This window comes from Hirschia sp. (assembly GCF_058892565.1).
The window spans coordinates 118,204-139,178 of the sequence record NZ_JBZXVU010000032.1 but is presented as its reverse complement, the minus strand read 5'-3'; the positions used below and the strand labels follow the sequence as shown (position 1 = coordinate 139,178).

The following is a 20,975-nucleotide window of genomic DNA, read 5'->3' as shown; positions in this document are numbered from 1 at the left end:
GCTTGAGATGGTTTGCCGTCTGTTTCAGCCAAGGACAAGCTATTTTCTCAAAAAAACTAGCGCGACCCAGAAAGCAAACTTGCCTTCACCCACCATTTTTTCTTGCGTTTGGAAATGATATAGGCGGCTGCTTGCGCCGCTTCCATCGTTTCAAATACACCAAAGCAAGTCGGTCCACTGCCCGACATGCGCGCCATTAATGCACCTTCGGTTTTCTCAATGGTGTCCAAGACATCTTTGACGGCTGGACATAGTATTTTTGCTGGCACTTCCAAATCATTGGAATAGCGCTCTAATGATCTGGCTAGGACTTCAGGGCCGCCCGATGAGTCAGGGCCTTCTCTTTCTTTGAAGTCACTACCTAAGCCCATTGCATCAAACTTTTTAAAAACATCAGCCGTTGATAATGGGACGCTTGGATTGACCAATACAATCGGCAATGGCTGCATTTTAAACGGTGTGAGCTGCTCTCCAATGCCACGCATCAAAACCGGTTCAGACTGCAAACAGGCTGGCACATCTGCGCCTAATTCAGCCCCAAGATTGAGGATAGCTTGATCGCCAAAACCAATATCCCAATAATGGTTTAATGCTTGAAGCGTTGCGGCTGCATCTGCTGAGCCGCCACCAATTCCCGCTGCAACGGGAAGCTCTTTATGTAAATTGAGCGCCGCCCCTAAATCGCTACGCCCCGCCGCATCCATCAGTAATTTGGCAGCGCGCAAAACAAGATTGTTTTTTTCGCCTTTGAGCGCTTTAGCTGCTGGGCCATCTACTTTTAAAACAACGGTCTGATAGGGGCGCACAGAAACACGGTCAGCTGCATTGCCATCGGCAAACATAACCAGACTATCTAGCGGGTGTCGCCCATCTGGCAGCGGCTTACCTACATGCAGGTAAAGATTGACTTTTGCGGGTGCCCAAACAGTGGACAGGCTGGTCGCCCTATCAATCATTTTGTGTACTCACTCGTCCCAATTCACAAAGAATTTTATTTGGAGACCTGTAGCTCGGTCAATTGAGCATCCAGACCATGTTGCAGTTTTTGTTTTGCAGACGCTTTAAGAAATGGATCTTCAGAATATTGCGCCACGCGGGACCATTGATACTCAGCTTGCGTATGGCGGCCAATGCGCCAATATGCGTCACCCAAATGATCATTAATGACGGGATCAGACGGATCGAGTGCGGCAGCTTCTTCCAAAAACTTCACTGCTTTTTCATAATGGCTAAGGCGGTAATAAGCCCAACCAAGACTATCTCTAATATATCCCTGATCTGGGCGTTGTTCCATAGCGCTTTGGATCATTTGGAATGCGCGATCAATGTTAACGCCGCGATCTACCCATGAATAACCTAGATAATTGAGGACTTCCGGCCTGTCTGGTGCATATCCAAGCGCTGCAATAAGATCTGCTTCTGCCTCTTCCCAACGTAAGAGTTTATCTCTCATGCCAGCACGGGCAAACAAAACGCGCCAATCGACAAATCCTTCTTCAGCGTCTTTTTTAAAGACATCATCAAAGAGTTGTTCGGCCTGCTCATACATTTCAAGACTTCGATACAAGTCTCCTATCTGCATTTTCAAAGAGCGGCCCGGTTTTGTTTCCAAAGCGGTTTGCGCCAGATTGATCGCGCTGTCATGCTTGTCCTGATCGTAAAGCACCCATGCCTCACGCGCACGGGCCGCGCCATAATAGACCGATCTATCATCTATATATTGAAGTTGTTCTATGGCCGCATCTAACCGATCAGCGCTGCGCATTGAATCAGCCAACAAAAGCCGCGCTGCATCTTGGTCTGGATCAAGCAGTAACACGATTGAATAATATAGATTGGCGATATCTCCGCTCTGGCCGGCGGCAATTGCAAGTGCAAATCCTAAAATAGACGAGGCTGCGCCTTCATTGGGCGACAAGCGAGGGGCAGAGATATCAATACCTGCACGCAAGTCTTTATCGACCTGGTCAATCAGTGGATTGTCACCGATTTCTTCGTAAAACTGATCAACAATGTTTTTGGCGGCGTCCAAATCGCCCTTTTCTGCATGCAAGCGCACCAAAGCATCCACACCGACAGGATAACGGCCACCCAGTTTCCATGCTTTTTCCAGACTTTCTAAGGCTTGCTGATCTTGGCCATTGGCCAATTGCAACAATCCATCAGAATATAAACGGACACCGCGAAACAGGCGGGATTCTTTTCCTGTATAAGCGATGGGCAGTAATACACCCTCTTCCTGCAATCCTAATTGCGACCAATTCCGCAATGATCTGGCGACAACATTGCGCATCAGGCCAGTGCTTAATTCGCCTTGGAAATTGACGGTTGATTTGTATTTTTCGCGTGAGAATTTATCAACGGCGAGCAAAATTTCGACCATGCTGCCATTATCTTGCGTGTTGGAAGCATTCTCTTTTGCTAATTTCAAAGCTTGCTTCGTGTCACCTGCCACAAGCGCGTATATAATAGCTCTTTCCAGCAGGGATTCATCATCTGGCGCGCGCTTCAAAGCCTGAGAATAATATGTTGATGCAGACCCACCATCGCGCATTAGGCCGGCATACCGCGCAGACAAATAATCAGCATATTGCGGCCGATTTTCATCTAGCCCCGCCAAACCACCAGAATTTGTTGATGAAAGCCCTGCACAGGAAACCATGCTTATGCACGCACTTCCCACCAATAAGCTTTTCCAGAAGGCAGTTTGCCCAAACAGACCAGAAAATGCCGTTTGCAATTGAGATTTCTTCACGAATTTTTCCACGGCAGATCTACTACTTTACACTAAAACTATATCGAACGTATTTTAGGCGGAGCTTCATTTTTTGGTACAAATGGCGGCACACGCGGAACCGGCGCTGCTTCTGTTAGCCCATTTTCCAATTTAGACGCAATGGTTGCGCGATCTAACGCTGGCGGAAATTGATCAAGTGAAGTCTGCCAAGACGCACGCGCATCATCTTCACGGCCCAAACGCCAATAGACATCGCCTAAATGCGAATGCAATTCCCAATGATCAAATGGCAAAAACAAATCTAGCGCTTTGCTGATATATTCTTCTGCGCGCTCATAATCACCATAGAGATAATATGCCCAACCAAGACTATCTAAAAGGTTTGGCTCAAATGGGGTGATACGGTTTGCTCGCTTAAGGAGGCGAAAACCCTCATCTAGTTCTTTGTCTGTGGTTGCGTTTACGATCAACGCATATCCGAAATTATTCATCATGCTTGGACTGTCAGGGGACTGAATGAACAATTCTCGATATATATCCAGCCCTTCTTCGCGCGTCACATCCGATTTGGTGAGTGTCGATGCTAGAAATCCTCGTGTTTGATCAGAATCATCAACTTCCACAGCCACGCGTGCCGCTTGTGAAGCCGCAAGCAAATCACCCGCTTGCTGTTTATTTTCAGCAAATAGGATATTGGCATATGCGCGCGTCTTTGGATCTAAATCTTCTTTATCAAGAATTTGCATGATCAACGCATCAGCGCGATCTGTGTCACTGATGCGCACCATTAAATCAGCGATATTAAGCAATGTGAAAGGCTCGTCCGTCAACGTTAAAGCACGTTTATTCAGGCTTTCCATAGCTTCAGAATTGCCAGCTTCCAGATGCGCTTCTGAGGCACGAATTAGCAGGCTTGCTTTCGCATCATCATCCTCGACATTTCCAGCAAGCGCAAATCGAGCAGCAGCATCGAAAAAGCCATACTGATACAAATTGTCAGCTTCAATCTGACGAATTTCTAGGCTTGATGGATTTAGCAAAGCCGCCGTCTGACGTATCGCGCTTAGAAAGTGATTAAACGGACTTTTCGCGCCTTTGGCCAATACCATGCCAGCAAACACTTCGCGCTGTTGAATAAGCTCGGCTTGATCAGCCAATGCCACACCAAGCGCTGTGTGTGCGGTGTGAAATGGTTTTACCTTTTTTTCACCCGACGATAATTCTTTCATACGCGCATTTGTGTAGGCATCATCTTCATTGGCGTGAAGCAAAGAGGTGTAAATCACCATCGCTTCGGCATCGCGGTCTAGCTTCACAAGCAGATCAGCATGACGCAGTGCTAAAATGCGTTCCGCGTTAAATGCCAAACTTTCAGCGATAAATTTTTGATAGGCTTCAGCAGTATCCACATCATCTTCATCTGGATTTACGAAAAAATCCGGACCTTGCTGATAAATACCTAAAGCTTCTTCATACAGGCCCACACCTTCTAAAAGCAGCGCCTGATACCCACGAAAGCTGTGATTAGGCATAGTGTCTTTTTGTGCAAGCATTGCTTCTTTGGCAAGTTCCACATCGCCTTTTGCGCCCAATATCCAAGGACGCAAAAAGTCAGATGTCATCGCTGCCCATGGCGTTGTTTGCTGCGGCATTTCATTAAGCACAGTCAACGCTTCAGTGTATTGGCCGGCCAACATCATATCGACCGCAGTAAAGCCCCAAGCGCCTGACTTTTCAGATTTCAGATAGGCATCGCGCGCTTCAAGCATGAAAGCTGCCATATCAGCATTTTCAAGCATCGCATTTGGACTGTCATATGATGTCACTACACCAGACTGAGTCTTAGCTGCAATTTGAGAAATACCCGATTGAGAAATTACATATGCAGATGGTTCAACATCGCTTTTAGGAGAGACAGCACAACCAGCTAATAAGCCCCCTATCAGTACACTCGCACATACCTGAGTTAGTTTTGTGTATCTAAATGAGGAACGGCGCATATATAACTCCAGCTTACAACTCGTCTTTGATTGACGTAGTGACATCACTTTATGACCAAATCGAGCCGCACTTGAAGTCATGCAGATGTTATTTTTGACCAAACTTCAAAAAATATGGCTTTAGAGACGCTGAAAAAACCTTAACGCGCCGAATATTAGCGTAAAAAGGGAATTCAGGCTCCAAAGCCATACAATTTTTGGACTGATATCAATTACATATTTGGATAGTTGGGACCGCCAGCACCCTCTGGTGTCGTCCATGTGATGTTCTGATTAGGGTCTTTGATATCACATGTTTTACAATGCACGCAGTTTTGTGAATTGATCTGGAAGACATCTGTGTCCTGAGCATCCTTGACCCACTCATAAACACCAGCCGGACAATAACGTGCAGATGGGCCAGCAAACACAGCCAATTCTGAATTTTTCTGAAGCGCTAAATCTTCCACTTTCAAGTGGATTGGCTGGTCTTCTTCGTGATTGGTGAAGGAATACGACACGCTGGTCAGCTTATCGAATGAAAGCACACCATCCGGCTTTGGATATTTTATAGGCTTGTGCTTCTTGGCTGGCTCTAGGCTTGCTGCGTCTGTTTTGCCATGCTTGAGCGATCCGCCAAATGGCGTGAATGGTGACCATCCGCCAAACAGAGTCGTGCTCCACAAATCCAAGCCAAACGCAGGAATACCCATTGTTGTACCAAGCTTAGACCAAAGCGGTTTAGCGTTGCGAACTTTCTTAAGTTCTTTTGCCACCCAGCTTTTGTTATAAGCAGTTTGATACTCAATCAATTCATCAGACTGACGGCCATTTACAATTGCATCAAAGGCAGCTTCAGCCGCCAACATGCCTGTTTTCATTGCATTATGACTGCCTTTAATACGCGGCAGATTCACAAAACCAGCTGAACATCCGATAAGCGCACCACCGGGGAAAGTCAGTTTCGGCACGGATTGATATCCGCCTTCAGTAATTGCCCGCGCACCATAAGAAATACGCTTACCGCCTTTTAAGTGCTGCGCGATATCTTCATGGTGCTTCATACGCTGGAATTCATCATATGGAGACAGGTATGGGTTTTTGTAATTCAGGTGAACCACAAGGCCCACGGCCACGTAATTATCACCAAAGTGATAAAGGAATGATCCGCCACCTGTTTTATCATCTAGCGGCCAACCAAATGTGTGTTGTGCAAGACCTGATTGGAAAACCTCATCAGGCACCTGCCAAAGCTCTTTAATACCAATACCGTGTTTTTGTGGCTCTTTGCCTTTTGCCAGATCGAAATCGGCAATCACTTTCTTGGCAAGCGATCCACGGACACCTTCAGCTATGAAGACGTATTTACCGTTAAGCTCCATGCCTGCTTCAGCACCAGGCTTGGGTTGACCATCTCGGCCAATACCAGCGACACCGGCAACCACACCTTTGATCGAACCATCTTCATTGTAGGTAAATTCAGAGGCAGCAAACCCCGGATAAATTTCTACACCCAACGCCTCGGCTTGTTCAGCCAACCAACGCGATACATTTCCAAGAGACGCGATGTAATTGCCGTGGTTTTTGATCATTGGCGGAAATGCAAATTCCGGCAATGTGATCGAACCAGCAGGTCCAAGATACATAAACTTGTCTTTTGTAACCGGTGTTTCCAGCGGCGCGCCTTTTTCTTTCCAATCTGGAATAAGTTCATTCAGCGCGATTGGGTCAATCACAGCACCAGAAAGAATATGTGCGCCTACCTCGGATCCCTTTTCAAGAACAACAACACTAAGCTCTTGTCCTGTTTCTTGAGAGCGCTGCATGAGTCGAATAGCGGCACTTAATCCAGCTGGACCACCCCCAACAATAACAACGTCCACATCCATGGATTCACGTTCTATTTCTTCCAATGCCATTCTATTTCTCCCGAATCCAGCCGATTCCCTACAGCTCGCTATTTTCTTATTTTATAATTCGCTTATAGTCACTTAATCTGTATTGCAGCGCAACAAAAGAGATAATTTTAGTCAAAAATGCAATGGTCTCCCGAAGAATTAGCGCTAAAAAGTCTCCATGAGTGGTGGATTGACGCAGGGGTTCCACCAGATCAGCCTATTTCTTTAAAGAAAAAACCCACACCTACAGCTGCGACTAAAACGCCCGCCCCAATTTCCAAAGCGGAAAAAAGCGCGCCAGCGCAACCGCGCCGCTTGCGAACTGACCAGATTTTGGCTGCTCAAAAACTTGCAGACCATGCTCAAACCATTGAAGACTTAAAAAAATCCGTCAATGATTTCACAGGTTGCGATCTTAGAGCCACGGCACGCTCTACTGTGCTTTGCGATGGCAATATCAATGCTGACATGATGATCATTTGCGGCGCACCTGATCGTGAGGAAGATAAATCAGGTCGGCCAGCAGCTGGTGCCAACGGGCAATTGCTGGACAAGATGTTTGCAGCCATCAATTTTACTAGACAGGACAATCTTTACATCGCGTCATTAATGCCATGGCATATGCTGGGCGAGCGTAATCCAGATGATCAGGAATGGGCGATTTGCCGTCCATTCTTGCAGAGACAAATTGAACTGGTCTCTCCCAAGATAATCGTCACGATTGGCAAAATGTCTTCGCAAATCTTGCTCAACAAAACAGATAATATTGCAAAATTGCGCGGTCAGGAGTTTCAGTACAAACAAGAAAGCCTATCTCAGGAAATTCCTTGCTTTCCTTTATTTGCCCCAAGCTATCTGCGCGTGCGGCCAGCTGAAAAAGCTAAGACTTGGAAAGATCTGCAACTGATCAGAAAACGCGCCGAGCAACTGGGCGCGATTTCCTGAAACTAAACGCATTTGGATAAAGCGCTATGCATAAGCGCCCAATCAAACGGCTTGGCAAGAATATCATCAAAGCCAGCTTCCTGACATTTGGCATACGCATCTTGTGTCGTATCCGCACTACACGCGATCAAACGTGTCGACGAAGTATATTGACGTAATTCTCTCGCTACCTCAAACCCAGATTTATGCGGCATGTGAAGATCAAGAATAATCGCGTCAAAACTATGCGACTTGGCTTCCTGTAGTGCATTATTTCCATTTTCGGCGATAATTGCGTCACATCCCCATGTTTCCAATACGCGAGATAAGATAAACAGGTTTTGACTATTATCGTCCACAACAAGCACTTGCAGACCTTTGAGTGCATCAGCATCAACGGCCTCTAGGCTTCCTTCTTTTATGTCTTCCAATTCAGGGCGTCTATCTACAACCCAACCATCTTCAACGATTTCAAAAGTGGGGATTTGTATCTTTAACTGCGTGCCGACACCTCGCTGCGAACGCACGGCAATAGTGCCCTCCATGCGATCCACTAATTGTTTAACGAGTGTCATGCCAAGGCCCGTGCCACCATATTCACGATCATCACCGACATTGGCCTGATTAAATGGCACAAATAAATTCGCAACTTCAGCCTGCGTCATGCCGATACCGGTGTCACTCACCTCAATGTTCAACAAGCACGCATTTTCGATGTTATCCTCACGCGGCAAGAGGCTGATGTCACAACTCACCTCGCCTTTGCCCGTAAATTTCATCGCATTATGGATAAGGTTAAAGAGAATTTGACGGATGCGCGTAGGGTCAGCTTCGATATGTTGAGAAAACTCACCCAGACCATCAAACCGAATATTCAGATCTAGGCCCTTATTTTCAGCAAGTGGCTTAAAGTGATTTTTTAATTTTTCACAGAATGCGATCAAATCAAACGACTGATTATGTATCTGAACACCATCTGCTTCTATTTTAGCCGCATCTAGGGTTTCATTTAATAATTGCAACAAATCCGAAGCACTGGACCAGACTGTATTAAGCAGCTCTTTTTCAGCTTCATTGTCCTCATATGCTCGGTTATTCACTTTGGCGATCAACATGTCTGTCGCGCCCATAATACCAGCTATAGGCGTACGAATTTCATGTGAAATCAAAGACAAAAAAGACGATTTTGCATTGAAAGCTTTTGTTGCCGCAAATCTTAGTGATGCTTCTTCCTGCATTTGCAATAAAAGCCGTAATTCACTTTCAATTTGGTCAGCCAAACAGCGCAAAACATTACGCTCTTCTGAACTCAAAGTCCGTGGAGATTTACTCGCCAGCACAAAATGCCCACATACTTCTCCAGAAGGACCGGCGATAGGGGCAGACGCATAAAAACGTATCCCTGTTGTACCGTCAAAACTGGGAAGATCGAAATAATCCGGATCTAATCGTGCATCCGGGATCTCAAATACATCATTAGATCGCGTTTCAGCTTGTAGCGGCTTGAGATCATGGATGAGGTGCTGTTCATCACAATGCTCTAAGCTGTAAAGCCAGTATTTTTTTCCGCCTAATAAAGATACAAATGCAATTGGAGCAGATAGCACTTTAGCGGCAAGCCATGCGATTTTTTCAAATGCACTTGCCTGTGTACTATCCAAGACACCTGAACTGAAAAGTTCGTCTAATCCATCAGGGTAAAATGTCTCGTCATCTATCGCTCTAGCATACTCAGAAGCCAAACCGTCTCGCCTTTAATCAAAATACCCACTTCCCTCAATGTTAACCTTATCAAAAAAACCTTACAAATCGTTTCATTTTTCACGATTTGAATAGGGATAGACCGCACTTATTATCTGAAAATATTGCTTTATCTATCTCTTTGCGTGTATTTAATGACCTATTCAACGCTACACATATATTTTGTAAAAAAGACTCCCATATCCGAGGTTTTAGGATATGACACCAACTATGACACGCGGCGAACTATCTATCATTATCCCAACCCTAAATGCGGAAAAGCATCTGCCGCATTGCCTTGATTCTCTCAGCGCGGGATTAGGGTCAGGATTAATTCGAGAAGTTCTAATTGTTGATGGCGGTTCCACAGACCATACAATCGCAATGGCAGGCAGTGCTGGATGCCGCGTTATAACCAGCCCCAAAGCTGGACGCGGACGTCAACTTCATATCGGCGCAAAAAATGCCAAATCCAACTGGTTTCTGTTTCTACACGCCGATACAGCCTTGGAATATAATTGGGCGGATGCCGTGAATGCACAAATGCATTTTCCAAAATTTGCGGCAGCTTTCACGCTCGCCTATGACAGCCCCAAAAAGGAAGCACGCTGGCTGGAGAGACGTGCAGGTCAACGCGTCCGCGCATTAGGGCTGCCCTATGGAGATCAGGGATTGCTTATTCACAAATCTGTTTATGAAGACATTGGCGGATTTAAAGATATCGCGCTCATGGAAGATGTTGATATTGCCCAACGCATTGGCAAATCCCGCCTTCGGATCATGACGACAAAAGCTATCACATCCAGCGAAAAATATGAGCGTGATGGCTGGAGAAAACGGTCTTGGAAAAATGCTTTTCTTCTCTCCAGATTCCTTATGGGTGCCTCCCCCGACAAACTCGCCAAGGCCTATAAATAACCCATGCAGTCCACGCTTCTAATTTTTGCAAAACCACCGCGCATGGGGCTCGCAAAAACACGTTTGGCCACGGCAATCGGAGCAACACACGCACAGCGCATTAATCGCTATTGCCACACAAAAACCATGCAAGCAGCCCTATCACCGCGCTGGAAATCCTATTTATGCATCGCGCCAGATAAAGATATACTCTCGCCGACGGGAAATTTGTGGCCAGCAAATTTTGTGAGGCAAGCGCAAGGCCAAGGCGATTTAGGCCAGAGGCTTTCTCTCGCTTTTAGATCTGCCCCCAAAGGCCCCGTCATTGTCATTGGCACAGATGCACCAGATATTTGCAAAAGCGACATTCACTTCGCTTTTAATAGCTTAAAAAAACATGATGCCGTTTTTGGCCCAGCAGATGATGGCGGCTTTTGGTTATTTGGTGCATCAACCCAATTGAGACGGCAAGCTTTGCACTTTAATCCGGTCAGATGGTCCAGCCAATATGCCCTCGAAGATATGCGCCAAACCCTGCCAAACGGCACGCAAACAAAACTTCTCCACAGCCTGATTGATATTGATGATTTAGACTCTCTAAAAAAATGGTCTGCGAATTCAAAACAATAGCCGTTTCGTAAAACAAATCGATTGTGTTTTTGTTTTGTTCCGCTATTGTTCTATTCCTATTCAATATATCCTACCAATTACCTTTTAGGCATTCTATTGTGGAAAACTCAACCAATAAACGTGCGCGCGCTAAGCCTGATAGGCATAGAATAATTGATGATACGCCCCAAAATCTGAGTGCAAATACCGACGATGACGACATACCAAACAGTCTGGAATGGCCTAAAGAAATGGGATGGGAAGCTACCCAATTGCGTGCACGTGGACGCGGCGCAGTTTCAAATGCAACGGGCAGATATGAAACCTATGCCCGACTGCCATTTGATGATGGCTGGAGTGATTTTTCCGAAGATATCCAACCTATCCGTACAGAAACAATTCGCGAATCCGCCAAGAAGGCAATCACCTATAATTCATCACCGGATTTACCTTTTGACCGGACAATAAATCCATACAAGGGCTGCGAACATGGATGTATCTATTGCTATGCGCGACCAAACCACACTTATGCAGGATTATCGGCAGGCATTGATTTTGAAAGCAAAATTTTCATAAAACCCGGCATTGCCAAATTATTGGAAGCTGAAATTGCAAAACCCAGATATCGCCCTAAGACATTGATTTTAGGCGGTGACACCGATATCTATCAACCGGTTGAACGCGACCTAAAAATCACGCGTGAGATATTGCGCGTCGCCTCTGAAGCGCGACACCCTATCGCATTCGTCACAAAATCAGCGCTCGTTCTGAGAGACTTAGATATTCTCGCCCCCATGGCCGAGCAAGGTCTTGTGCGCGCCTGCATTTCTTTGACATCGCTGGACAATAAGCTCTCACGCAAAATGGAGCCGCGTGCAGCCGCCCCTCACCGCCGTCTGGATGTTATCCGTCAATTAGCGCAGGCGGGCATCCCTGTCACTGTTATGACAGCGCCAATCATTCCCGCTATAAATGACATGGAAATAGAAAACCTATTAGAAGCTGCCGTAAATGCTGGTGCAGACAATGCTGGCTATGTTCTCCTAAGATTACCCAATGAGATCGCATATCTTTTTGAAGAATGGCTGCAAGTAAATTACCCTGACCGTGCAGATAAAGTCATGAATATCTTGCGCAGTATGCGCGGCGGTAAAACCTACCAATCCGATTTTGGATTACGTCAACGCGGGACCGGTCCATATGCTAAACTCATCGCCCAACGCTTCAAACTCGCGATTGAGCGACTGAACATAAGAAATACCAGATCAGAGCTACGAACGGACCTTTTTCGTCCACCAAGACCAGACGGATATCGGCAAATGAATCTTTTTTAGATTTTACCCAATGATTCAAGATTGACTCTTTAACGACTCATCTATTTGGAAACATGCATTTTTTTGAATTCAGGTAATATCTTGTTAACCTGAATTTTCTCGAACTTCTTGGAATCGTTAGAGTTTCTTAACCTGAATTCGGCTTCCTTAGAGCGAATCACTCATTCGTTCTGGAGCTAAAGCAAGACATGTCGAAAATAGATTTCCCAAAAGATCACATTCTTATTGGCGACTGCATTGAACTCATGAATTCATTGCCGGAAAAATCTGTCGATTTGGTTTTTGCAGACCCTCCTTATAATTTGCAGCTTGGCGGCGACCTTGTGCGTCCTGACAATTCCAAAGTGGATGCTGTGGATAATGAATGGGATCAGTTTGCCTCTTTTGAGACATATGACAATTTCACCAAGGATTGGCTGACAGCTGCCCGCCGCGTCCTAAAAGATGATGGTGCTATCTGGGTGATTGGCTCTTATCACAATATTTTCCGCGTCGGATCTCAGCTTCAAGATCTTGGCTTCTGGATATTAAACGATGTGATCTGGAATAAATCCAACCCAATGCCAAACTTTAAAGGCACGCGTTTCACCAATGCACATGAAACGCTGATCTGGGCAACAAAATCCAAAGAGCAAAAGAAATACACATTCAATTATGACGCGCTAAAAACGGCCAATGATGATGTGCAAATGCGATCAGACTGGACAATCCCAATCTGTTCAGGTGGTGAACGCCTCAAAAACGATGAAGGCAAGAAAGCACACCCAACACAAAAACCCGAAGCCCTGCTCCACCGCGTTATCATGGCAACAACAAAACAAGGCGACACAGTGCTAGATCCATTCTTTGGCACTGGCACAACCGGCGCTGTCGCCAAAATGCTCGGGCGTCACTTTATTGGTTTAGAGCGTGAAGAAGATTACGCAGCTGTTGCTCAAGCTCGCATTGATAATGTGCGTAAAGTTGATGACGTCGATCTTCAAGTCACGCAGCCAAAGCGCTCCGCGCCTCGCGTTCCATTTGGTGCCTTGATTGAACGCGGATTTTTACGCCCAGGTGATCGTTTATACTGCCCAAAACAACAACATATTGCCCGCGTACGGGCAGATGGTTCGCTTGCAAATGGCGACGACACAGGCTCCATCCACCGCTTGGGTGCACAAGTTCAAAATGCACCTTCTTGTAATGGTTGGACTTTCTGGCACTATAAATCAGATCAAGGGCTTGCCCCAATTGACTTGCTTCGCCGCAAATTCCGCACGGAAATGGGCTTGCACTAAACCCATAAAATACTGAGCTTGACCTTCAATAAAAATCACTTCAACTGAAGGTCATGGCTCAGTTTATATCAGCACTCACACTTGTCGTACCCAATTATGATGATGGCATCGCTTTTTATGTCGACATGCTTGGGTTTGACCTGATTGAAGACACAAAAATCTCTGCAAAAAAACGCTGGGTATTGGTTGCTCCTCCAGGCTCAACAGAAACAAAGATTCTGCTGGCCAAGGCCGACAAGCCAGAACAATTTGCAGCAATAGGCAATCAAGCCGGTGGCCGTGTCGGTTTTTTCCTGCAAACAGATGATTTTGATGCTGATTATGCCGCCATGCGCGCAAAAGGCATCATTTTCCTAGAAGAGCCACGCGATGAACCCTATGCCAAAGTTGTGGTTTGGCAGGATCCGTTCGGCAATAAATGGGATATGTTGCAGCCCAAATAAGCGCGATTTATTGTGGCCACATTTGCGGTAATTCAAAAATATTAATCGCGACAAGTCCAAATGATTTTTTCGGCGTATTATAATTGCCCTTGAGCACTTCATAATGCAGATGCCGCCCGGTCACTCTGCGGCCAGTGCGTCCCATACGTCCAATCGTCTGGCCCATGTCAATTTCTTGCCCATATGCCAGCTCAGGCGTGATGGATTCCATGTGCGCATAGCGCGTATAAATGCCTTGCCCATGATAGATCAGCACGTAATTGCCAAAATCTCTGTGCACACCCGTTTCTAGAATGCGCCCGCGTCCCGCCGCGTAAATTTCAACAGGCTGCGAATGATGATAATCTATACCTTTGTGCATTCTATTTGATCGCAAACCATATCCTGAAGATAAACACCCCGCCTCAAGCGGCGTGGTCGCCAACACGATGGTTTCATCAACTGCGATAAAGGGCGCAAAATCCACATAACCCACAGCGTCTTTTTCTGGTGGATTTTTTACATTCATGGACGGACAAAGCGCAACACGCGACAAAAATGGCAAGGTTCCAAAAGACGTGATGGAAGCTGCCTCTGCCGGTGGCTGATAAATCTCTTGATCAGATGCACATCCAGCAATCAAGCCAATACCTAAAAGATATACAGCCTTTCGCAGGCAGGATGTAACATATTTCAACATTAAGCCGGCACCTCCAGAATGAGATAGCCTATTCACCCAAAATTGAAGCGAAAACTACTTAAATCGAGTTTAAGTACAGCTAAGCATCCAACGCCAGCTTCAGTGCTTTCCTGCCAACTGTGGGCAATCCAGCTTCCAAACACATATCAATGTCGATCCAATCACCTGATAAATCTGGCTTTTTCGTCAGGTGTGCGACATACACATCCCAATGCAGCGCAAAATGGGTGAACACATGCCTTGCCTGCCCGCGATGATGCCAATCGGCTTTGACGGGCTGATAGTCTTCCAATGTGTATTCCCCGCCCTCTTCCCAAGGCGAAGAAAGCGGCATCAGCATACCGCCCAATAATCCGCTATCAGGGCGGCGCTGCAAAAGCACTTTACCCTCATAAATAATCACAAAAGCCAGTCCATTGCGAATAGGCTGAGGCTTGCGTTTGGGTTTTGCCGGATAGCTTTCCTGATTGCCTTCTTTCCTCGCCAAACAGATATCCATCCAAGGGCAAATCATACAATTGGGCGATTTAGGCGTACACACGCTTGCGCCCAAATCCATCATCGCTTGCGCAAAATCACCCGATCGCTGGGGCACGAGTGTCTGCACACGCTGCGTAATCTCTTTTTTATCCTGCGCCCAGCCAGCAGCGCTGCCATCGCCGGCAATCGCCATAAGACGTGAAATGACACGCTCAATATTGCCATCCACAGGGGCCACCGGCAGATCAAACGCGATAGAGCCGACCGCCGCCGCTGTATATGGCCCCACACCCGGAAGCGCCAACAACGCTTCGATTGTGTTGGGGAAAGCATCCAGCCCAGCAAGCACTTTGGCGCATTTGTGCAGATTGCGGGCGCGCGCATAATAGCCAAGGCCCGCCCATTCGCGCATCACATCATCATTATGCGCTGCCGCCAAATCTTCAACTTTGGGCCAGAGACGGGTAAATTTATCAAAATATGGTGCGGCATGAGGCACAGTCGTTTGTTGCAGCATGATTTCCGAAAGCCACACGCGGTAAGGATCTGGCATGTCTCCGTTTTTGCGCGCTTGCGGACTTAACCGCCATGGCAATCGGCGCGCCATCTGATCATACCATTGCAACAATTCGTGTGCAGCGTTTTCAAAGTCAGACTTAACGAATGTGGATTTTGCATTTACCATGCTTTGCGTCATTCCTTTTTTCACGAGATTCTGCAAGCCCAGCTTTCATGTCAAATTCCGATCACTCCTCACCTCCACCTCCCAAAGCGACAAGGTCCGCTGAGGAAGAGGCGTTGATGAAGCTCAAAAAAATGCGCGGCAAAAAGCTTCAAACCGAGCATGATCTGAGTTTGATGTCAGCGAGAGAAGACACACGCGGCGCAAAGCAGGATCTTGCGCGCAGACGCGGAAAAGCCGTTTATAATTTCGCGCGCCCCGTCTCCAAATCAGTTTATAAGACACTCTATCCAGCATTAAGAGGCAAGGATTCAGGTGCTGCCCTGTCCTCTCTTCAGCGCCGCTGGCCAGAAGTGCTTGGGCGTGATTTGGCAGCATTGTGTGAACCCGTTCAAATTATAAAACCCTCAACCGGTTATGTGCTTGTGCTGGAAGCCAATTCGGCCTCAGCAGCGCTGAAGCTAAAACATCAAAGCGATATCATTCTTGAACGCGTGAATGCTGGTAGCGGCGCGCGCTTTAAAGGCATCCGCCTGCAACAAACCACAACCAAACACCAATCGGTAAAAACAACGTCCCAACTGAAACATCGCCTCACCCCAGAAGAAGCCCACGAAATCGAGGCCGAGCTACAAGGCGTTGAAAGTCCAGCTTTAAGAAAAGCGCTTCAGGGTCTTGGTGAAGCCATCCGCATTAAACGTGAAACCGAGAGAGCCGCACGCGCCAAAGCCGCTGCCCCAACATCAGCATCGCGCCGTGTGCGATCATTTCGATCAAAAAAATAGGCAAATGACCATGAATAGCCAATTTGATCACAAGTCGTTGAATTGCCCTATTTATCACTTCAGACTATCACAACAGTCACAAAATCTATTATTTGCTTATTTTTAAGTAGACTCACACTGCAAACAGGACATGTCTAAATGCGCACTAAACATCTTCTTTCAGCCATCGCGATCGCTGCACTAACAGTTGGATGCTCTCAAGCTGACTCAAAACCAGTCGCTGCGAATGATGTCAAAGGCTCAAGCGTGAGTTATGTTGCCGGTGACGTTATTCTAGGGAATGCAGATGCAAAAGTTCAGATTGTTGAATATGCATCAACAGCATGTGGACATTGCCGCACTTTCCACAAAACAATCCTGCCTAACATCAAAAAAGACTTCATTGAAAACGGTTCAGTTAGCCTGATCTATCGTGATCTTCCTACACCGCCAGCTCAACTTGCTGCCGCTGGTGCAGCGCTTGCGCGTTGTGCAGGTAAAGATGAATATTACAAAGTTCTTGACGACGTTTTCACAAGTCAGGGTGAAATCTTTGACGCTGCTCGCAGCGCTGGCGGCGCATTGCCAGCTTATAATGAAATTGGTGCGCGTCATGGCATGTCTGAAGAGACCGTCAAAGCATGTGTCACTTCAACTGAGGTTTTGAACGAAATATCACGCACATCCGATCTTGCTCAAGCAGCAGGCGTCACTTCAACACCAACACTCTTTATTGATGGCGTTAAAGTTGAAGCAAAAGACATGTCCAATGAAGGTATCGCCGCCTTGTTGAACGACGCTTTGGGGATTGAAACAACCTCCGAATCAGCCCCCGCTGAACCAGAAGAAGCTGCAGAAGCAGCGCACTAGAAAAACGGCACGCGCCTAGAAAGGCTAAATTGCATTTCACCGGATTAAAAATAGTTGGATTTAAATCCTTCGCAGATCCGGTAGATTTTGCGATACGCGAGGGGCTGACAGGCATTGTCGGCCCTAATGGTTGCGGAAAATCCAATATTCTAGAATCACTACGCTGGGTGATGGGCGCAACATCAGCGCGCGCCATGCGAGGCGGTGAAATGGATGATCTGATTTTCTCAGGCTCATCCAACCGTCCCCAACGTGAAAACGCTGAAGTCGCGCTTATTCTAGATAACTCAGCTAGACGTGCACCGGCTGAATTAAATGATAGCGATGAATTAGAGGTCAAACGCCGCCTAAGACGCGGCGCGGGTTCCACGTATAAAATCAATGGCCGCACAGTGCGCGCCAAAGATGTGCAACTTCTTTTTGCCGATGCCTCCACTGGCGCAAATTCTCCTGCTCTTGTGCGTCAGGGTCAGATTTCTGAACTGATCGCATCAAAGCCGCAAAATCGCCGCCGCATATTAGAAGAAGCCGCTGGCATTGCCGGCCTAAACCAACGCCGCCATGAAGCTGAATTAAAGCTTCGCGGCGCAGCCGACAGCTTATCGCGTCTTGATGAAATCATTGGCGAAGTCGACAAACAGCTCAACACGCTCAAACGTCAGGCATCCCGCGCAAAAAAATATCGCGCCCTGCAAGAACAAATAGAAATGCTAGAAGCGCAGATCGCTTATTATAAATGGAAGGCCGCACGCGAAGAAACCGCATTGGCTCAAGCCAGCGTTTTAGAAACATCTCAATCTGTGCAGGAATATGCCCAGCTTGAAGCTTCATCTGCAGCTACCGAATTAAACCTACGCGATCAAATCCCGCCACTTCGCGAAAACGAATCAGAAGCATCAGCACATCTAGGCTTGCTCAAATTGGAAATTGCAAAATTAGATGGCGAACGCAAAGCTGCTTCTGATTCCATTGTCCGCCTGGAACAAGATTTAAAACGTATTGTTGAAGACCAATCGCGTGAACATGCTTTAAGAGAAGAAGCCCTCACATCTGCTGAGCGTGCAAAAGTCTCTCTCAATGCGCTTCCTGAAGAAGATCAGGACACATTCGATACGCAATTAGCATCACTTCGCACTGAACTCGCAGAAGCTCAACACAAATTACGCATTGCAGACACAGAATCAGACAATCTGGCTACCAAATTAGCAACAGCGCAGGCAGAGGCAAGCAGCGCCAAGGCCGCATTAGAGCGCGCTATTTTAAAACAAAATAATCTGGAAACAGAAAAGCAAAACGCGCTTGCAAGCCTTGCAGACCTTGGATCATCTGAAAAACTTGAAGCGCAACAAACAGTTTTAGCAAAACAATTGAAAATGGCTGAAAAAGCCCTATCGGATGGGCAAGATCTCGCCGATAAATTGGATGTTGAAGCAAACACCGCACGAAAAAACGAAAAAGAATCAATAACTCCGCTCAATGAAGCGGAAAAAAACATTCGTAGCATTGAAGCCCAGATTGCTGGCCTTCAACGCCTTGTCGGCAAAAAACAATCCAGCCAATCAGCGCCAATACTTGATGAGACCCACCCCAATGCCGGATTGGAGCGCGCCCTCGCCGCCGCATTGGGCGATGACCTAAACGCCTCGATGAACCAAGCTGACAGCCAATATTGGTCAGATAGTCAGGCGCAACACTTATCCCCCATGCCCGATGGCGCAACGCCCCTCAACCAATTGGTCGAGGCACCAGCAGCACTTGCTGCACGTTTATCCCAATGCGGACTGGTAGAAGCAGAAGACGCTGCAAGGCTAAAATCACAACTAAAACAAGGTCAGCGCCTTGTCTCCAAGGAAGGTGATTTATGGCGCTGGGATGGTTTTGTCCGCACGGCCAAAGCACCCAGCTCTGCCAGCGAAAAGCTGGAACAACGCGCGCTTATTCTTGATCTGGAAAAGCAGTTATCCAAAGCCAATAAAGCCGCTGATAAACTACGCACCGCCCAGCAAAATGCCGCTAAAGCACTTGTTATCGCTCAGGAAAAAGCCCGAGATTCGCAACGCGCTTTGCCTGTTCTGACGCAAGCTGCATCCCGCGCCAAACAGGAATTGATGCAAAACGAGCAAGCTTTAGAACGGCTTATGCTACGCAGATCCAATGTCGAAGATAATGTTTCCCGCATTGAAGACGCATTACTGCAAACGCTTGAAGATGTCGTACAAGCAAAGGCATCTTTATCAGGTGGCCCATCGGAGAAAGACACAAGAGCATTAGAGGATTTGCGCGCAGATGTTCGCAAATTGCGTGAAGAAGAAAGAGAATATCATAATTCTATCAATAATTTAGAGCATGAACAATCGCGTTCACGCGCTCGTAAATCTGCTCTTGAAAGAGAGTTAAAAGATTGGTCCAGACGTGCAGACTCTGCTGACATTCGGCTGACAGACCTTCACACACAGCGCACTGGCGTGCGTCGCCAATTAGAAAGCGCCAACGCCCAACCAGATGATATTGCCGATAAATTATCCACGCTAAATTCCAAACTTGAAGCTGCAAATGCCACCCGCACAGAGGCAAGCAATGCGCTCTCCCAAATGGAAACCCAATTGCGAGAAGCAGAAACGCAGGCCCGACAAGCCAGAGACGCAAGCGCAAAGGCAAGAGAAACGCTTATCCGCAGCGAAACCCGCCTAGAAGCAGCACAGCGGCGTGAAGAAGATATCAGCGAAAACATAAAAGCCCGCTTTGAGCTTGATTTTGAAGCTCTCGAAAAGCTCAACGCTTCGTTTGCTGCTGAAAATCTCAGCACAGAAGAAAATCAAAACATTGAAAACAATGAAATTTCATTCAGTGTCCCGCAAGCGGAAACGCAATTAGCCCTATTAATGCGCGACCGTGAAAGCCTTGGCGGCGTCAATATGGAAGCTGATTTGCAGGTTGAGGAAACAGCGAACCGTCTGGAAACTCAGCTTCGCGAGCGTGAAGATCTAGACCAAGCCATCGCCAAACTACAAGAAGGCGTACAAGCGCTAAATGCGCAAGGCCGCACGCTTTTGCTGGAAGCCTTTGAAAAAGTATCCGAACATTTTCGGGTCTTGTTTGAAGCCCTATTTGAAGGCGGCGAAGCCCATTTAGAACTAACCGAATCAGATGACCCTTTACAGGCTGGATTGGAGATTTTCGCGTGTCCTCCGGGCAAACGCCTCTCTGCACTTTCGCTTATGTCAGGCGGCGAACAGGCCCTGACAGCTGCAGCCCTAATTTTTGCAGTCTTTCTATCCCAACCCTCCCCTCTGTGTGTGCTAGACGAGGTCGATGCACCGCTTGATGATGCCAATGTCGACCGTTTCTGCCGAATGCTGGATACAATGCGCTCAAGAACCGATACGCGCTTCATCGTCATCACACATAATCCGGTGACAATGTCGCGGATGGATCGCCTCTACGGGGTCACAATGCAGGAGCGAGGCGTGTCCCGACTCGTCTCAGTAGACCTTCAGTCAGCGGAACAATTGGTCGCAGCCCAGTAATTTTCACGGCATTAATGGTAAAAATCCATTAAAAACAGCACACTATCTATTTTTAAATTGTCTTGACTTCGTGAATTTTGTTCCCTAGTTTCCGCCCAAGCTTGGCAAGCTAAGCTGTGACGATGAAAACGG

General features: G+C 47.0%; 16 protein-coding genes. 9 read left to right on the top strand and 7 right to left on the bottom strand.

Annotated elements, in window-relative coordinates; genetic code table 11:
- Positions 1–56: 56 nt before the first annotated feature.
- The 4 genes from AC5EF3_RS12580 to AC5EF3_RS12565 all read right to left on the bottom strand — a co-directional run bounded on the left by AC5EF3_RS12580 (position 57) and on the right by AC5EF3_RS12565 (position 6,635).
- Positions 57–956 carry a 4-(cytidine 5'-diphospho)-2-C-methyl-D-erythritol kinase gene (locus tag AC5EF3_RS12580; RefSeq protein WP_493548281.1) on the bottom strand — a complete coding sequence of 300 codons (900 nt, stop codon included), beginning with the start codon at positions 954–956 and terminating at the stop codon, positions 57–59.
- A 35-nt stretch (positions 957–991) separates the two neighbouring features.
- The gene (locus AC5EF3_RS12575; protein ID WP_493548280.1) at positions 992–2,755 is read right to left on the bottom strand and encodes a tetratricopeptide repeat protein; all 1,764 of its coding nucleotides are present in this window, start codon (positions 2,753–2,755) and stop codon (positions 992–994) included.
- 38 nt (positions 2,756–2,793) lie between these two features.
- Positions 2,794–4,737, bottom strand: coding sequence for a tetratricopeptide repeat protein (locus AC5EF3_RS12570; protein WP_015826917.1), 1,944 nt, complete (start codon positions 4,735–4,737; stop codon positions 2,794–2,796).
- A 212-nt stretch (positions 4,738–4,949) separates the two neighbouring features.
- Positions 4,950–6,635, bottom strand: a complete 1,686-nt coding sequence (locus tag AC5EF3_RS12565; RefSeq protein ID WP_015826916.1) for an electron transfer flavoprotein-ubiquinone oxidoreductase — start codon at positions 6,633–6,635, stop codon at positions 4,950–4,952.
- 117 nt (positions 6,636–6,752) lie between these two features.
- On the opposite strand from AC5EF3_RS12565, the gene AC5EF3_RS12560 reads away from it, so the two are divergent.
- The gene (locus AC5EF3_RS12560) at positions 6,753–7,559 is read left to right on the top strand and encodes a uracil-DNA glycosylase (RefSeq protein ID WP_493548279.1); all 807 of its coding nucleotides are present in this window, start codon (positions 6,753–6,755) and stop codon (positions 7,557–7,559) included.
- 2 nt (positions 7,560–7,561) lie between these two features.
- Here AC5EF3_RS12560 and AC5EF3_RS12555 read toward each other — a convergent pair whose 3' ends face one another.
- A complete protein-coding gene (locus tag AC5EF3_RS12555) occupies positions 7,562–9,280 on the bottom strand; it encodes a GAF domain-containing hybrid sensor histidine kinase/response regulator (RefSeq protein WP_493548278.1) in 1,719 nt (572 codons plus the stop codon).
- A gap of 217 nt (positions 9,281–9,497) precedes the next feature.
- Here AC5EF3_RS12555 and AC5EF3_RS12550 point away from each other — a divergent pair, with 217 nt between their 5' ends.
- The 5 genes from AC5EF3_RS12550 (at position 9,498) to AC5EF3_RS12530 (ending at position 13,841) form a co-directional block, all read left to right on the top strand.
- Positions 9,498–10,196 carry a TIGR04283 family arsenosugar biosynthesis glycosyltransferase gene (locus AC5EF3_RS12550; protein WP_015826913.1) on the top strand — a complete coding sequence of 233 codons (699 nt, stop codon included), beginning with the start codon at positions 9,498–9,500 and terminating at the stop codon, positions 10,194–10,196.
- A 3-nt stretch (positions 10,197–10,199) separates the two neighbouring features.
- Positions 10,200–10,805 carry a TIGR04282 family arsenosugar biosynthesis glycosyltransferase gene (locus tag AC5EF3_RS12545; protein ID WP_493548277.1) on the top strand — a complete coding sequence of 202 codons (606 nt, stop codon included), beginning with the start codon at positions 10,200–10,202 and terminating at the stop codon, positions 10,803–10,805.
- 98 nt (positions 10,806–10,903) lie between these two features.
- A complete protein-coding gene (locus AC5EF3_RS12540) occupies positions 10,904–12,118 on the top strand; it encodes a PA0069 family radical SAM protein (RefSeq protein ID WP_493548276.1) in 1,215 nt (404 codons plus the stop codon).
- A gap of 188 nt (positions 12,119–12,306) precedes the next feature.
- Complete coding sequence (locus AC5EF3_RS12535; RefSeq protein WP_015826910.1) at positions 12,307–13,398, top strand: site-specific DNA-methyltransferase; 1,092 nt, start codon at positions 12,307–12,309, stop codon at positions 13,396–13,398.
- Positions 13,399–13,451: 53 nt separating this feature from the next.
- A complete protein-coding gene (locus AC5EF3_RS12530) occupies positions 13,452–13,841 on the top strand; it encodes a VOC family protein (protein WP_493548275.1) in 390 nt (129 codons plus the stop codon).
- Between the two features lie 7 nt (positions 13,842–13,848).
- On the opposite strand, the gene AC5EF3_RS12525 is transcribed toward AC5EF3_RS12530, so the two are convergent.
- Positions 13,849–14,520: a M23 family metallopeptidase gene (locus tag AC5EF3_RS12525; protein ID WP_493548274.1), complete on the bottom strand. Its 672-nt coding sequence runs from the start codon at positions 14,518–14,520 to the stop codon at positions 13,849–13,851.
- A 79-nt stretch (positions 14,521–14,599) separates the two neighbouring features.
- A complete protein-coding gene (locus AC5EF3_RS12520) occupies positions 14,600–15,685 on the bottom strand; it encodes an A/G-specific adenine glycosylase (protein ID WP_493548312.1) in 1,086 nt (361 codons plus the stop codon).
- 47 nt (positions 15,686–15,732) lie between these two features.
- On the opposite strand from AC5EF3_RS12520, the gene AC5EF3_RS12515 reads away from it, so the two are divergent.
- The 3 genes from AC5EF3_RS12515 to smc all read left to right on the top strand — a co-directional run bounded on the left by AC5EF3_RS12515 (position 15,733) and on the right by smc (position 20,843).
- A complete protein-coding gene (locus tag AC5EF3_RS12515) occupies positions 15,733–16,467 on the top strand; it encodes a DUF721 domain-containing protein (RefSeq protein ID WP_049763127.1) in 735 nt (244 codons plus the stop codon).
- 138 nt (positions 16,468–16,605) lie between these two features.
- Positions 16,606–17,316 carry a thioredoxin domain-containing protein gene (locus tag AC5EF3_RS12510; protein ID WP_015826905.1) on the top strand — a complete coding sequence of 237 codons (711 nt, stop codon included), beginning with the start codon at positions 16,606–16,608 and terminating at the stop codon, positions 17,314–17,316.
- Positions 17,317–17,345: 29 nt separating this feature from the next.
- Positions 17,346–20,843 (top strand): chromosome segregation protein SMC, encoded by a 3,498-nt coding sequence (smc, locus tag AC5EF3_RS12505; protein ID WP_493548273.1) that lies wholly within the window; start codon positions 17,346–17,348, stop codon positions 20,841–20,843.
- Positions 20,844–20,975 lie beyond the last annotated feature (132 nt).

Bases quoted from the DNA above. Each gene is read 5' to 3' on its own strand.
- AC5EF3_RS12580 (WP_493548281.1), bottom strand. From the start codon at position 956: ATGATTGATAGGGCGACCAGCCTGTCCACTGTTTGGGCACCCGCAAAA.
- AC5EF3_RS12570 (WP_015826917.1), bottom strand. From the start codon at position 4,737: ATGCGCCGTTCCTCATTTAGATACACAAAACTAACTCAGGTATGTGCG.
- AC5EF3_RS12565 (WP_015826916.1), bottom strand. From the start codon at position 6,635: ATGGCATTGGAAGAAATAGAACGTGAATCCATGGATGTGGACGTTGTT.
- AC5EF3_RS12560 (WP_493548279.1), top strand. From the start codon at position 6,753: ATGCAATGGTCTCCCGAAGAATTAGCGCTAAAAAGTCTCCATGAGTGG.
- AC5EF3_RS12550 (WP_015826913.1), top strand. From the start codon at position 9,498: ATGACACCAACTATGACACGCGGCGAACTATCTATCATTATCCCAACC.
- AC5EF3_RS12545 (WP_493548277.1), top strand. From the start codon at position 10,200: ATGCAGTCCACGCTTCTAATTTTTGCAAAACCACCGCGCATGGGGCTC.
- AC5EF3_RS12535 (WP_015826910.1), top strand. From the start codon at position 12,307: ATGTCGAAAATAGATTTCCCAAAAGATCACATTCTTATTGGCGACTGC.
- AC5EF3_RS12530 (WP_493548275.1), top strand. From the start codon at position 13,452: ATGGCTCAGTTTATATCAGCACTCACACTTGTCGTACCCAATTATGAT.
- AC5EF3_RS12525 (WP_493548274.1), bottom strand. From the start codon at position 14,520: ATGTTGAAATATGTTACATCCTGCCTGCGAAAGGCTGTATATCTTTTA.
- AC5EF3_RS12520 (WP_493548312.1), bottom strand. From the start codon at position 15,685: ATGGTAAATGCAAAATCCACATTCGTTAAGTCTGACTTTGAAAACGCT.
- AC5EF3_RS12515 (WP_049763127.1), top strand. From the start codon at position 15,733: ATGTCAAATTCCGATCACTCCTCACCTCCACCTCCCAAAGCGACAAGG.
- AC5EF3_RS12510 (WP_015826905.1), top strand. From the start codon at position 16,606: ATGCGCACTAAACATCTTCTTTCAGCCATCGCGATCGCTGCACTAACA.